Genomic DNA, 12,719 nt, shown 5'->3' on the forward strand with positions numbered 1-12,719 from the left:
ATCCTATGAACACAGTAGTCGATAAATTATTTCTCGATGCAGCCAGCAATAAACATCTGGACTGGCTCGAATCCGAAGCGATCCATATCATGCGCGAAGTCGCAGCGGAATGCGCCAACCCTGCGTTGCTGTTTTCGGGCGGCAAAGATTCGGTTGTGATGTTGCGTCTGGCTGAAAAAGCCTTTCGTCCGGGTAAATTCCCATTCCCATTAGTGCACATCGATACCGGTCACAACTTCGACGAAGTGATTGCCTTCCGCGACAAGCGCGCTGCTGAACTCGGCGAACGTTTGATCGTCGGTTCGGTAGAAGATTCGATCAAGCGCGGCACCGTACGCCTGCGTAATCCACTGACCGATTCACGCAACGCGGCGCAAGCTGTGACGCTGCTGGAAACGATCGCTGAATATAAATTCGACGCGTGCATCGGTGGTGCACGTCGCGATGAAGAAAAAGCCCGCGCCAAAGAACGCATCTTTTCGTTCCGCGATGAATTCGGCCAATGGAATCCAAAAGCGCAACGTCCTGAACTCTGGGACCTGTACAACACCCGCGTACATCCGGGCGAAAACATGCGCGTGTTCCCGATCTCGAACTGGACAGAACTCGACGTGTGGCAATACATCGCACGCGAAAAACTTGAACTGCCATCGATCTATTTCGCACATCAACGCCAAGTCATTCCACGCAACGGCTTGCTGGTGCCACTGACACCGTTGACTCCAGCCAAAGATGGCGAAACAGTTGAAACACAAACTGTCCGTTTCCGTACCGTAGGCGATATTTCGTGCACCTGCCCTGTGTCATCGGACGCAGACACAGTTGACGCGATCATTGCAGAAACCGCAGTCACCCAAATCACCGAGCGCGGCGCAACCCGCATGGACGATCAAACGTCCGAAGCATCGATGGAAAAACGTAAAAAAGAAGGATATTTCTGATGAGTGCCCAATTGAACGCTGCCGTCGTTGAAAAGAAATCGGCAGAACGCGGCTTGCTGCGCTTCATTACTGCTGGTTCCGTCGATGATGGTAAAAGCACACTGATCGGCCGCCTGCTGTTCGACAGCAAAGGTATTTTTGCCGATCAACTGGATGCGATGTCGCGCGCCAAACACAAACGTACAGTCGGCGATACCATCGATCTGTCCTTGCTGACCGACGGTCTGGAAGCAGAACGCGAACAAGGCATCACGATTGACGTTGCGTATCGCTATTTCGCCACGCCAAAACGCAAGTTCATCATCGCCGATACACCAGGCCACGAACAGTACACCCGCAATATGGTGACCGGCGCATCAACTGCCGATGCAGTGATCATTCTGATCGACGTCTCCAAAGTAAAACTCGGCGACGACGGCAGTGTTGAATTGCTGATTCAAACCAAACGTCATTCGACGATTGCACACTTGCTGCAAATCGAACACGTGATCGTCGCTGTCAACAAGATGGATCTGGTCAACTACGATCAAACTACTTATGACCGTATCGTTGCAGCTTACGCAGAGTTTGCGAAAACACTGGGCTTGAAGGATATCCACCCAATTCCATTGTCAGCACTGGCTGGCGACAATGTTGTCACTCGTGGCGCAAAACTGGATTGGTATCAAGGTCCAACCCTGATCGAATTGCTGGAATCGTTGAGCGTTTATGACGAGTCACATGACGAACCATTCCGCTTCCCGGTTCAACTGGTCGCGCGTCACAACGGTCATGAAGCCGATGACTTCCGTGGTTACATGGGACGTATCGAAGCTGGCAAAGTCAGTAAGGGCGACAAGCTCGTCGTGCAACCTAGCGGCCACACAGCGACCGTCAAGGATATTCAAACCCTGGATGGCTCCCTGGAATATGCAGTGGTCGGTCAATCGATCACCTTGCTGCTGGAAGAGCATGTCGATATTTCACGCGGCGATATGCTGTCGGCTGCCAGCCGTCCTGCTGAACTGCTGAAAACCGTCAACGCTGATTTGTGCTGGTTGTCGGAAGAGCCCTTGGATGTGCGTCGCAAATACTGGTTGAAACATACAACCCGTCAAGTCGCGGCACGCATCACCAAGATCGACACGCTGCTCGACATCAACACGCAAGAAAAACGTCCAGCCGATGAAGTCAAACTCAACGGTATCGCCAGCGTTACGATCAATGTGCAACAACCATTGGCTGCTGATGCGTATGAAGAAATCCGCTCGACTGGCGCCTTCATTTTGATCGATGAAGTCACGCATCAAACCGTCGCAGCCGGCATGATCCGTCTGACGAAATAAACTCCTAGACAAATTAAGTAGCACAGCATGACGCAAGCAGAAAAAACGTACGGTAAGGTTTATTTGATCGGTGCCGGCCCCGGTGCCGTCGATTTAATTACCGTACGTGGTGCGCGCATTCTGGCGCAAGCCGATGTCGTGTTGCACGATGCCTTGGTCACCGCCGACATGCTGGCGTTGTGTCCGGAGGCGGAGAAAATTTCCGTCGGCAAGCGCAGTGGTCAGCGCTCTACTGCACAAATTGCAATCAATCAGCTACTAATCGACTGCGCAGAAAAATACAAATTGATCGTGCGCCTGAAAGGTGGCGACCCGATGCTATTCGGACGTGCCGATGAAGAATTGCACGCGCTGGAATCGCACGGCATAGAAGTTGAAATCATTCCCGGCATCACCACCGCTTTCGCCGCAGCAGCAGCGACACAGCAACCGCTCACCAAGCGCGGTGTCGCCCGCAGCATTGCCTTCTTCACGTCAGCCACCGCACCCAATCAGCCAAATGAATTGACGCTACCGGATTGCGATACCTTGATTCAGTACATGGGTGGTCGCGAAGCCATCGTCACTGCGCAAAAATTGCTAGAGCAAGGACGTTCACCGGCCTTGCCGGTTGTCATCGTGGAAAACTGCAGCCTGGAAAATCAGCGCATCCTGCGCATGACCTTGCATGACCTGGAACAGGGATTGGGGGATTGCGAAGGACCGGTGCTGGTGATGATAGGTGAAGCGATGGCGGAACGCAGCACTTCAAAAATAAATTAACTTCAGCTAATTAATCGATAGCACTGACGCAATAAGTCGCCATTGCATTCAACACTTGCGGGTCTTCACCCACCGCACCAGCAATCTTGAACGACAGCGCTGGATAAGTCGTTTTCAGCTCATCAATAATCAAAGGCAGGTCACGCAATACATGGCCGCCCTGCCCGAGAAATACCGGCACGATCGTCACGTCATCAACGCCCGCGCTCACTAGTTCAGGGACAAGTTCCGGCAAACGCGGCGACATCAATTCCAGAAAAGCCAGTGAAACCGTCAGTTCAGGCGACTGCGATTGCACAATTCCCTGCAAGCGTTTAAACGGTTCGGCCCAACGTGGATCGCGTGCGCCATGTGCGAATAAAACTAAAGCGCGTTTTTGTGAAGTTGTCATCTCTAATGCCTTTCCACCCATAACAAAGCGCCGATCGCGGCCATCAAGAATAAGAGACTAGGCAGAATCGCGGTCGCAAATGGCGGCCACGTATTCAGCAAACCCAAATGCGAGAACAGGCTGTTAATCAATTGGAAGCTGACACCGATCATGATGCCGGTAAAAATCTTCAAGCTGACGCCGCCGGAGCGGAAGTGCAGATAAGCGAACGGCAATGCCAGCGCCATCATGACGAAGACTGCAAATGGATAAACCACTTTCTTCCACAAGGCAATTTCATAGCGCGCAGTTTCGCGATTATTTTCGGACAGGTATTGCGTGTAATTAACTAGATCGTAAGCCGACATTTTGGCTGGGTCAGAGAAACCAACCGACAGAATTTCCGGTGTCACTTCAGAGATCAAGGACTTGCTGGCAAATTTCTTGGTCGAGATTGCAGTTGTAATATCGGATGCCACCGTCGCACCCATCAATTGCGTTTCGCCAAAAGTCGCTTCCGAGCCGTCGGACAGATTCCAGTTATTGGCACCGGTGTAAGTCGCCGTCGCCGCAGTAATCAATGCGGTCAGATGAAAGTTACGATTGAATTCATAAATTTTCAGATCAAGCAATTTGCCATCAGGCTGCACCGTACGCACATTCAAAAAGCGCGAACCGATGACTTCGCCTTCAGCGCCATTGGCACGTATCAAATCCTTGGTCCACAACCCGGAGCGAAACTCCTGCGACAAGGAACCGCCCTGATTCAATGTTCTGATTTTTTCCGCCGTCGATGATGAAATCGGCACGATAAATTCACCAAACACAAACGTCGTGATCGCAAACACCACGCCAATCTTCACCAGCATCAAGCCAGCCATGCCGGTCGACATACTGGATGCGCGCATGATCGTGAACTCCGAACGTGCTGCAAATTGCGACAGCGTCCAGATGGTGCCGATCAACGCCGCAATCGGCATCAGCTCATAGAGATAACCCGGCATAGACAACAGCACGAACAGCAACGCATGTTGAATCTTGTAACCACCATGACCAACTGATTTCAACTCAGCGATCAAATCGAAAAAGCCGAACAACGCCAGGAAGGCGATCAATACGAAGATCACCGAGCGACCGATTTCGGCTGCGAAATATTTTTGCAGGATTCTCATGATGCAGCCCGACGCATGAAGTAAGCGCGCTTGATCATGGCCCACACAACGAGTGGGTGATAGCGACTGTTCACCTTCAAGCGCCATGAAAAGAAGATGACGACCACCAGCAATGCCACCAGATGCACTGGCCACCAAGCCAGCATCAAGGAGCTACGACTTTGCACGACCGTCGCTTGCGCATAGCTCAGCATATTGCTGTAAAAAACGAAAAGGAATAAGGCGATCAACAAATTGGCAGAACGACCACCACGTGGATTGACGAAGCCCAAAGGAATAGCCAGCAACATCAGCAAGACGCCCATCAGCGGCAAGGACACACGCCACAAAATTTCGCCATCATTGAAGTTATTGCGCGTACGTAAAAGTTCTCGTGTCGACAAGGCGCGAGCCGACGTATCGCCGACCAGCGCGCTTGATTTGCTTGCTACCAATACGCCATAACGATCGAATTCCATCAATTGAAAATCGGATTGAGTCGGCACGCCGTCGTAACGTCGGCCCTGGTGCATGACCAGAAACTTGTCGCCGTTCGGATCAACTTCGACCGTGCCTTCTTTCGCGACCACTACGCTGGTTTTGCCATTGCGCACGCTACTGACGAAAATATTTCTAACCTTGGTTGCGTCGCCAGCTACGCCTTCAACGAAGAAGACGCGATTGGAGGATGACGATTCCTGAAACTTGCCGGGCGAAACCCGTGCGATGTCTTCGCGATTTGCGTAGCGTTCTTTATACACAGCGCTTTGCTGATTCGACCAGGGCGTCAAAAAAAGACTGAGCATGGCGGTCATGAACACAATCGGCAAACTGAACATCAGCACCGGCTTGATCCAGCGCGATAGGCTCAGGCCGGAGGCAAACCACACCACCATTTCAGAATCCTGATAGCTGCGCGTAACGACCAGCAAGACCGACATGAAGCCGGCCAGATTTAAAATAATTGGTAAATAGTTGAGTGCAGAAAACCCGATCAGGGCAACCACATCGGCGGACGCAACTTTGCCGCCCGCAGCCTGCCCCAGGATACGAATCAACATCACAGTGATCGTAATAGTAAAAAGGGTGGTGAAGACGGCGCCAGCGGTGTTAAGCAAGTCGCGTCTAAGCGCGCGCTGAAAAATCATTGGAAGGCTATAATCGTGAATCGACAAGGAGAGTAACGCATGGACTTTAGCATAAAAGCACTGGACTCAAAAAGCACTATCGCGAGTATCAAGACCGGCTGTATCGCCGTCGCTGTATTTGAGAACAAAAACCTGTCAGCCGCCGCGCAAGCCTTGAATTTGAAGGGCGACATCAGCGCCGCATTGAAGTCAGGCGACATCACCGGCAAAGCCGGCTCCACCCTTTTATTACGCGGCGTCAACGGCGTCACGGCTGAACGCGTCCTGCTGGTCGGCCTCGGCAAGGAAGAAGCCGTTAGCGAAAAAGAATTTGCATCTGCAGTACAAGCCGTTGCGCGCACTTTTAGTTCACTAGGCGCCAGCGACGCCGTCGTCGCATTGCCATTTGATGCCGTCGCGTCCCGCGATCCAGCATGGGCAATCCGCTGCTACGTTTTGAATGCACGCGACGCAGCCTACCGCTTTGACCGCTTGAAAAGCAAAAAAGAACCAGCACCAGTCGGCGTGAAAAAAATCACGTTTGCCGTCGCGCCAACTGCCGCCACTATTGCGAAAGAAGCGATCACACAAGCCGTAGCTGTTGCCAACGGTATCGACCTGACCAAGGATCTTGGCAATCTTCCAGCCAACGTCTGCACCCCAACCTACTTGGCAAACACGGCCAAGAGCATGGGTAAAGAATTCAAGCTGCAGGTTGAAGTTTTAGACCGCAAGCAATTGCAGGCGCTGAAAATGGGCAGCTTTTTGTCCGTTACCAACGGCAGCGTCGAACCACCTAAATTCATCGTCATCAAACACCTGGGCGGCAAAGCCAAGGATGCACCGACCGTACTGGTAGGCAAAGGCATCACCTTTGATTCCGGCGGTATTTCACTAAAGCCGGGCGCCGCAATGGATGAAATGAAATACGACATGGGCGGCGCTGCTTCCGTGCTCGGCACCATGCGCGCGATTGCTGAATTGAAATTGAAACTCAACGTTATCGTCGTCGTCCCGACCTGTGAAAACATGCCATCCGGCAGCGCCACCAAACCCGGCGATATCGTGACCTCGATGTCTGGTCAGACAATTGAAGTATTGAACACCGATGCTGAAGGTCGTTTGGTTCTGTGCGATGCGCTGACCTATGTAGAACGCTTCAAGCCAGCAGCCGTAGTTGACGTCGCAACCTTGACCGGCGCTTGCATCACCGCGCTCGGCCATCATAATTCCGGCCTGTTCACACGCAGCGATGATGCCCACGATGCACTCGCGAATGAATTGCTTTACGCGGGTAAAGCAGCTGGTGACACCGCATGGCGTATGCCTATCGAGGACAGCTATCAAGAACAGTTGAAGTCGAATTTTGCCGATATGGCGAACATCGGCGGCCCGGCTGGCGGCGCAGTCACAGCAGCTTGTTTCCTCGAACGCTATACGAAGAAATACACCTGGGCGCATCTGGATATCGCCGGTACCGCGTGGAAAAGCGGCGCAGCCAAAGGCTCAACTGGCCGCCCGGTTCCATTGTTGACGACGTTCCTGATTCAACGCGCGCAAGCAGCCAAGTAATCAGATGACCATGTGCGCGAGCGAAGCTTATTTCGCTGCGCACATTTTGAATCAGCCGCAGCGAATCAGTCATCACTCTACGAGCGCCCTTCCGGGCCTCGTTTCGTTTTAAAGGAAATTCCATGATCGTTTTGATCACAGGTGCAAGCTCAGGCTTCGGTGCTGAAATGGCGCGAAAATTTGTAGCGAATGGTCACAAGGTGATTGCGACCGGACGACGCACAGATAGACTCGCCGATCTCGCCGAAGAATTGGGCGCAGCAGTTTTGACAGTGGCGATGGATGTCACGGATAAAAATTCGATTAGCGCGGCCTTGGCTTCCTTGCCTAAGGAATGGCAAGAAATCGATGTACTGATCAACAACGCCGGTCTCGCCTTAGGCGTCGCGCCCGCACAAAGCGCCTCGCTGGAACAATGGGAAACCATGATAGAGACTAACTGCAAAGGTCTGGTCACCGTCACCCGTCTGGTCTTGCCGGATATGCTCAAGCGCAATCGTGGCACCATCATCAACATTGGTTCCAGCGCGGGCGCATACGCTTATCCTGGCGCGAATGTGTACGGTGCGACCAAAGCTTTCGTTGCGCAATTTACGCTTAATTTGCGCGCGGATTTGGTCGGCACAGGCGTGCGTGCGACCAACCTTGCACCTGGTTTGGCTGGCGGTACCGAGTTTTCGAACGTGCGTTTGAGTGACGATACTGCGGCTGCCAAAGTGTATGAAGGCACTGTGCCTTTGAGTCCTGGCGATATTGCCGATACCGCATACTGGATCGCGACTTTGCCACCGCATGTGAATATCAATCACATTGAGATCATGCCGACCTGTCAGGGTTTTGGCCCCTTGTTCATCAAGCGCAATACCTGAATCTAGAGAACTCCGAGCAAGAAGCAAATTGGGTGTGACAGGTAACAAACTTGTCATGCCCAATCAAACTCATCGATAATTGCGCATCCACAGATAATCATGGCAAGCCGCTCAGGCGCTGCCACCTCAAGGTCAACAGATGCCGTCAAATTTTACGTGGACCATCCGCGTCTACTATGAAGATACCGATGCCGGTGGCGTCGTGTTCTATGCAAATTACCTGAAGTTTTTTGAACGGGCGCGCACCGAATGGCTGCGCAGTGCTGGCATCAACCAGCAAATCATGACTGAAACGCATGCTGTGATGTTCGTGGTCAAGAGCACCGCGGTCGACTATCACGCTCCGGCGAAACTGGATAATGAACTCAAATTGACTGTCGTAGTCGAAAAGATGGGCCGCGCTTCGGTACAATTCGTGCAACAAGCTTGGCGCATCAATGGCGACAGCGAAGAACTGCTGGCGACTGGACGTATCAAAGTCGGTTGCGTCGATACATTGCGGTTCCGTCCTAGCGAAATTCCGCAGGAAGTTATGCAAGCGATCAATACTATTGAAGCAGCGTGATTGCGCTTTTACAGTAGCCGGCTAGCGACCAGTTCCACAGACGTAAAGAAGCATTAAAGAAGCACCTAAAGATAAACCAGTAGTTGCACGACCAAACCGCACAGCCCCCTGCCAGTTGCGCATACAATTGATCAAATTCGACTAAACCACACTTCCATGACCGTCACTCAAGACCTTTCATTTGTTCATCTGATCTCCAACGCTTCGGTTCTTGTACAGCTCGTCATGGCGCTTTTGGTCGCCGTTTCTGTCATGAGCTGGACCTACATTTTCCGTAAAATGTTCGCGATCAAAAACGCGCGCAGACAGACGGAAGAATTTGAACGCGCATTCTGGTCTGGCGGCGATTTGAACGCGCTCTATCAAGACGCAACCTCCAATCGTCGCAAAAGCAATGGCTCGACCGGCGCACTGGAACGTATCTTCGAAGCTGGCATGAGCGAGTTCAATAAATCCCGCGGCGCATCGCATGATCCTTCTCAAGCCAGCGTACGCCTGGACGGCGCACGCCGCGCCATGCGCGCCGCTTATCAGCGCGAAATGGATGGTCTCGAATCACATCTCGCCTTCCTCGCTTCAGTCGGTTCGGTCTCACCATATGTCGGCTTGTTCGGCACGGTGTGGGGCATCATGAATTCTTTCCGTGGCCTCGCCAACGTACAGCAAGCCACATTGGCTGCGGTCGCTCCAGGGATTGCAGAAGCGCTGATAGCGACTGCGATTGGTTTGTTCGCGGCGATTCCTGCGGTGGTTGCCTACAATCGCTATTCGCACGATATCGACAGACTGGCGATGCGCTTCGAAAGCTTCGTTGAAGAGTTCTCGAATATTCTGCAACGTCAGACGCGTTAAGGACTGCAGCGATGTCATTCTCATCCGGAAGCATGCGTGGCGGACGCACTAGAAAATTCAAGGCCGAAATCAACGTTGTGCCATACATCGACGTGATGATGGTGCTGCTGGTAATCTTCATGGTGACTGCGCCCATGGTTAATCCCAACGAAATCCAGTTGCCGAACGCCGCCAAATCGACGCAGCCACCGACCGAATACATCAGCATAGAATTGAAGGCTGATGCATCGGCTACTGTATCGGTAAAAGGTAAAAAAGGCGCACCCGTGCCGACCGAAACGATAGGTCGCGGCGAAATCGGTAAGAAATTGCAGGCGCTGTATGCGGAGAATCCTGATATCGCCGTCATGATCGCAGCCGACAAAAACATTAAATACGACGAGGTGATTCAAGCCATCTCTGAAGCAAAAAAACTTGGCATCAGCCGCGTAGGATTGGCCACCAAGTGACCCCCGTTTTATGACAGATCATTCACCGTACACCGTCCCGAAAGAACCTGGTCGCTGGCGTGCCATCACGCTGGCAGCGGCTGTGCACGTCGCGCTGCTGGTATTTTTCTGGATAGGCATCGATTGGCAAAGCGCAACGCCGGTCGCCGTGAAGGCAGAAATCTGGGATTTTCAGGCGAAGGAAGCCGCACCGCTGCCACCAGAACCGGAACCAACTCCGCAGCCTAAGCCGGAACCAAAACCTATCGTCAAGGAAGAACCGAAGGCAGAGCCAATCAAACCTGAGCCGCCTAAAGTCGATATCGCGCTGGAAAAAGAAAAGAAACGCAAAGAGCAGGAACGTAAAGACAAGCTGGCTGAAGAAGACAAAGAAAAGAAAGCAAAGCAAAAAGCCGAGCAAGACAAGCAGGACAAACTGAAAGAGCAGGAAGCTGAAAAGAAAAAAGTTGAGCAGCAGAAAAAAGCTGATGCCGACAAAAAACGCCTGCAAGACAAACGTGATCAAGAATTGAGTGACAAGCGACGTGCCGAAGAATTGAGTCGCATGACCGGTGCTATTGGCAGCGGTGGTTCTGGCCAGGCAGCAAAATCGCAAGGCAGCGGCCGTGCAGATGGTGCATATGCCGATAAGATCCGCGCAAGAATCCGTTCAAACACACAATTTATGGTTCCGGCTGAATTAAGCGGGAATCCTCCTGTCGAATACGAGGTCGAACTGCTGCCTGACGGCTCGTTGCGCGGATTAAGCCTGCGTAAATCTTCAGGTTTGCCCGCTTTCGATGAAGCCGTTAAACGTGCGATCGAACGTTCGCAACCATTTCCTAAAGATCAATCCGGCAGCGTCCCTGGCCGCTTGACCGTCGTTCATAAACCGAAAGATCAGTGACCCATGATAAAGACTTCTTTTTTACGCTCATTCGCGATCCTCGCCTTGTTCGTTACCAGTCTCGCTCACGCGCAATTGCGGGTGGAAATCGCCGGCGTTGGTGCCAACCAGATACCGGTAGCCCTCGCCACCTTTGGCGATGAATCGCTGGCGCCGCACCAAGTCAGTGCCATCATCAAGGCCGACCTGTTGCGCAGTGGTTATTTCAAAATCATCGATACCGGCTCGGTGCTGACCGAAAATTCCGCGGTCAATCTTGCTGACTGGAAATCGAAAGGTGCTGATGCACTGGTAGTCGGCAGCGTACAACGCTTGTCGGATGGCCGCTTCGATGTGAAATATCGTTTGTTCGACACCAACAAAGGCACGCAACTGTCTTCGCTGGCACTGGCGAATCAGCCGCAATTCATCCGCGTCTCAGCACATAAAATCGCTGATGACATCTATGAAAAATTGACAGGCATACGCGGCGTATTTGCTACCCGCATCGCCTACGTCACCAAGTCAGGCAAGGAATTCCGCCTTGAAATCGCCGATTCAGATGGCGAAGGCACGCAAGTCGCACTGCGCTCGAACGAACCGATCATTTCGCCAGCCTGGTCGCCAGATGGCACCAAGGTCGCGTATGTATCGTTTGAAAACAAAAAACCTGTGGTCTACATCCAGGATCTGGTCAGCCGCAAACGCACCGTTGCCTCCAACTTCAAGGGTAGCAATTCAGCACCTTCATGGGCACCAGACGGTAACCGCCTGGCAGTTGCGCTGTCGCGTGATGGCTTGACGCAGGTGTATGTAGTCAATGCTGACGGCACCAACCCACGTCGTCTGAGCAACTCGAACGGCATCGACACTGAACCACAATTTTCAGCCGATGGCCAAAGCATTTTCTTCACCAGCGATCGCAGCGGCGGCCCGCAGATCTACAAAATGAGTGCAAATGGCGGCGAAGCGCGTCGTGTGACTTTCTCCGGCGCTTACAACATCAGCCCCCGCATCTCGCCGGATGGCAAATTTTTGGCCTATATTTCGCGCCGCGAAGGAAAATTTCAATTATTTACGCTGGATTTGACGAATGGTCAGGAACAACGCCTCTCCGACACCGTCAAAGACGAATCGCCCAGCTTTTCGCCTAACGGCAAATATCTGATGTACGCAACCGAATCCGGTCGCCGCGGCACATTGGCGGTTGTTTCGGTGGATGGTCAGGTTAAACAGCGCTTGACCACTCAGGCTGGCGACATACGTGAGCCCACATGGGGCCCGTTTATGAAATAATGCACGTCAATTGCTTCAAGTAACACTCGTCACCATTCGAACGCTTAATATCAACAAGGGAAATAAAAATGCGCACAATTACATCCGTTTTCATCTTATCGACAGCCATGCTGTTGGCCGCTTGCTCGTCAACCAAACTGGACGACAAAGCACCAGTTGAAGACCGCACAGGTTCATCAGCAGCTGATCCACGTTCCGTTGGCACCGTCAACGCATCGAGCGATCCATTGAACGACCCACAAGGTGTATTGGCCAAGCGCAGCGTGTACTTTGACCTCGACAGCTATGTCGTCAAACCTGAATACCAGCAAGTCGTCGCCAACCACGCTAAATACCTGCAAAGCAACAAGGCTCGTAAAATCATCATCCAAGGTAATACCGATGAACGCGGTGGCGCAGAATACAACTTGGCTCTTGGTCAAAAACGTGCAGAAGCAGTGCGTAAATCCTTGTCCCTGTTAGGCGTTCCTGAATCGCAAATGGAAGCTGTTTCGTTGGGCAAAGAAAAACCAAAAGCATTGGGTAGCGATGAAGCAGCATGGGCAGAAAACCGCCGTGCCGATATCGTTTATTAA

The 12,719-nt window shown here is 52.3% G+C and carries 14 protein-coding genes; 11 read left to right on the top strand and 3 right to left on the bottom strand.

Annotation, left to right across the window (positions count from 1 at the left end):
- Nucleotides 1-5: 5 nt before the first annotated feature.
- Genes cysD through cobA form a run of 3 tightly spaced genes read left to right on the top strand, consistent with a single transcriptional unit; the run spans nt 6 to nt 3,028 of the window.
- A complete protein-coding gene (gene cysD / locus Q7T66_RS04565) occupies nt 6-941 on the top strand; it encodes a sulfate adenylyltransferase subunit CysD (RefSeq protein WP_304932118.1) in 936 nt (311 codons plus the stop codon).
- Nucleotides 941-2,266 carry a sulfate adenylyltransferase subunit 1 gene (locus Q7T66_RS04570; RefSeq protein WP_304932119.1) on the top strand — a complete coding sequence of 442 codons (1,326 nt, stop codon included), beginning with the start codon at nt 941-943 and terminating at the stop codon, nt 2,264-2,266. Before cysD ends, Q7T66_RS04570 begins: the two co-directional genes overlap by 1 nt.
- 27 nt (nt 2,267-2,293) lie before the next feature.
- Entirely contained in the window at nt 2,294-3,028 is a 735-nt protein-coding gene (cobA, locus tag Q7T66_RS04575) for a uroporphyrinogen-III C-methyltransferase (RefSeq protein ID WP_304932120.1), read from the top strand.
- 10 nt (nt 3,029-3,038) lie between these two features.
- Here cobA and Q7T66_RS04580 read toward each other — a convergent pair whose 3' ends face one another.
- From Q7T66_RS04580 to lptF, 3 genes are read right to left on the bottom strand one after another with little or no spacing between them, the layout of a single operon-like run.
- Nucleotides 3,039-3,419 (bottom strand): sirohydrochlorin chelatase, encoded by a 381-nt coding sequence (locus tag Q7T66_RS04580; protein WP_304932121.1) that lies wholly within the window; start codon nt 3,417-3,419, stop codon nt 3,039-3,041.
- A 2-nt stretch (nt 3,420-3,421) separates the two neighbouring features.
- Nucleotides 3,422-4,570 (bottom strand): LPS export ABC transporter permease LptG, encoded by a 1,149-nt coding sequence (gene lptG, locus Q7T66_RS04585; RefSeq protein WP_304932122.1) that lies wholly within the window; start codon nt 4,568-4,570, stop codon nt 3,422-3,424.
- The gene (gene lptF, locus Q7T66_RS04590) at nt 4,567-5,697 is read right to left on the bottom strand and encodes an LPS export ABC transporter permease LptF (protein ID WP_304932124.1); all 1,131 of its coding nucleotides are present in this window, start codon (nt 5,695-5,697) and stop codon (nt 4,567-4,569) included. Before lptF ends, lptG begins: the two co-directional genes overlap by 4 nt.
- Before the next feature lie 39 nt (nt 5,698-5,736).
- Between lptF and Q7T66_RS04595 the strand changes: the two genes are divergently transcribed.
- From Q7T66_RS04595 to pal, 8 genes are all read left to right on the top strand, one after another.
- Entirely contained in the window at nt 5,737-7,248 is a 1,512-nt protein-coding gene (locus Q7T66_RS04595) for a leucyl aminopeptidase (RefSeq protein ID WP_304932125.1), read from the top strand.
- A 122-nt stretch (nt 7,249-7,370) separates the two neighbouring features.
- Nucleotides 7,371-8,117 (top strand): SDR family NAD(P)-dependent oxidoreductase, encoded by a 747-nt coding sequence (locus tag Q7T66_RS04600; protein WP_304932126.1) that lies wholly within the window; start codon nt 7,371-7,373, stop codon nt 8,115-8,117.
- A 139-nt stretch (nt 8,118-8,256) separates the two neighbouring features.
- Entirely contained in the window at nt 8,257-8,682 is a 426-nt protein-coding gene (ybgC, locus tag Q7T66_RS04605; RefSeq protein WP_304932127.1) for a tol-pal system-associated acyl-CoA thioesterase, read from the top strand.
- 156 nt (nt 8,683-8,838) lie between these two features.
- Complete coding sequence (gene tolQ, locus Q7T66_RS04610; RefSeq protein WP_304932128.1) at nt 8,839-9,534, top strand: protein TolQ; 696 nt, start codon at nt 8,839-8,841, stop codon at nt 9,532-9,534.
- An 11-nt stretch (nt 9,535-9,545) separates the two neighbouring features.
- The gene (locus Q7T66_RS04615; protein ID WP_304932129.1) at nt 9,546-9,983 is read left to right on the top strand and encodes an ExbD/TolR family protein; all 438 of its coding nucleotides are present in this window, start codon (nt 9,546-9,548) and stop codon (nt 9,981-9,983) included.
- Nucleotides 9,984-9,993: 10 nt separating this feature from the next.
- Nucleotides 9,994-10,869 (top strand): cell envelope integrity protein TolA, encoded by an 876-nt coding sequence (gene tolA, locus Q7T66_RS04620; RefSeq protein ID WP_304932130.1) that lies wholly within the window; start codon nt 9,994-9,996, stop codon nt 10,867-10,869.
- A gap of 3 nt (nt 10,870-10,872) precedes the next feature.
- The gene (tolB, locus tag Q7T66_RS04625) at nt 10,873-12,144 is read left to right on the top strand and encodes a Tol-Pal system beta propeller repeat protein TolB (RefSeq protein ID WP_304932131.1); all 1,272 of its coding nucleotides are present in this window, start codon (nt 10,873-10,875) and stop codon (nt 12,142-12,144) included.
- A gap of 68 nt (nt 12,145-12,212) precedes the next feature.
- Nucleotides 12,213-12,719 carry a peptidoglycan-associated lipoprotein Pal gene (gene pal, locus Q7T66_RS04630; protein ID WP_304932132.1) on the top strand — a complete coding sequence of 169 codons (507 nt, stop codon included), beginning with the start codon at nt 12,213-12,215 and terminating at the stop codon, nt 12,717-12,719.

This window comes from Herminiimonas sp. (assembly GCF_030655415.1).

What these genes read in the sequence shown, in the direction of transcription:
- cysD (WP_304932118.1), top strand. Translation starts at nt 6, where the DNA reads ATGAACACAGTAGTCGATAAATTATTTCTCGATGCAGCCAGCAATAAA.
- tolQ (WP_304932128.1), top strand. Translation starts at nt 8,839, where the DNA reads ATGACCGTCACTCAAGACCTTTCATTTGTTCATCTGATCTCCAACGCT.
- Q7T66_RS04595 (WP_304932125.1), top strand. Translation starts at nt 5,737, where the DNA reads ATGGACTTTAGCATAAAAGCACTGGACTCAAAAAGCACTATCGCGAGT.
- pal (WP_304932132.1), top strand. Translation starts at nt 12,213, where the DNA reads ATGCGCACAATTACATCCGTTTTCATCTTATCGACAGCCATGCTGTTG.
- lptF (WP_304932124.1), bottom strand. Translation starts at nt 5,697, where the DNA reads ATGATTTTTCAGCGCGCGCTTAGACGCGACTTGCTTAACACCGCTGGC.
- cobA (WP_304932120.1), top strand. Translation starts at nt 2,294, where the DNA reads ATGACGCAAGCAGAAAAAACGTACGGTAAGGTTTATTTGATCGGTGCC.
- tolA (WP_304932130.1), top strand. Translation starts at nt 9,994, where the DNA reads ATGACAGATCATTCACCGTACACCGTCCCGAAAGAACCTGGTCGCTGG.
- Q7T66_RS04570 (WP_304932119.1), top strand. Translation starts at nt 941, where the DNA reads ATGAGTGCCCAATTGAACGCTGCCGTCGTTGAAAAGAAATCGGCAGAA.
- ybgC (WP_304932127.1), top strand. Translation starts at nt 8,257, where the DNA reads ATGCCGTCAAATTTTACGTGGACCATCCGCGTCTACTATGAAGATACC.
- Q7T66_RS04580 (WP_304932121.1), bottom strand. Translation starts at nt 3,419, where the DNA reads ATGACAACTTCACAAAAACGCGCTTTAGTTTTATTCGCACATGGCGCA.
- Q7T66_RS04600 (WP_304932126.1), top strand. Translation starts at nt 7,371, where the DNA reads ATGATCGTTTTGATCACAGGTGCAAGCTCAGGCTTCGGTGCTGAAATG.
- lptG (WP_304932122.1), bottom strand. Translation starts at nt 4,570, where the DNA reads ATGAGAATCCTGCAAAAATATTTCGCAGCCGAAATCGGTCGCTCGGTG.
- tolB (WP_304932131.1), top strand. Translation starts at nt 10,873, where the DNA reads ATGATAAAGACTTCTTTTTTACGCTCATTCGCGATCCTCGCCTTGTTC.
- Q7T66_RS04615 (WP_304932129.1), top strand. Translation starts at nt 9,546, where the DNA reads ATGTCATTCTCATCCGGAAGCATGCGTGGCGGACGCACTAGAAAATTC.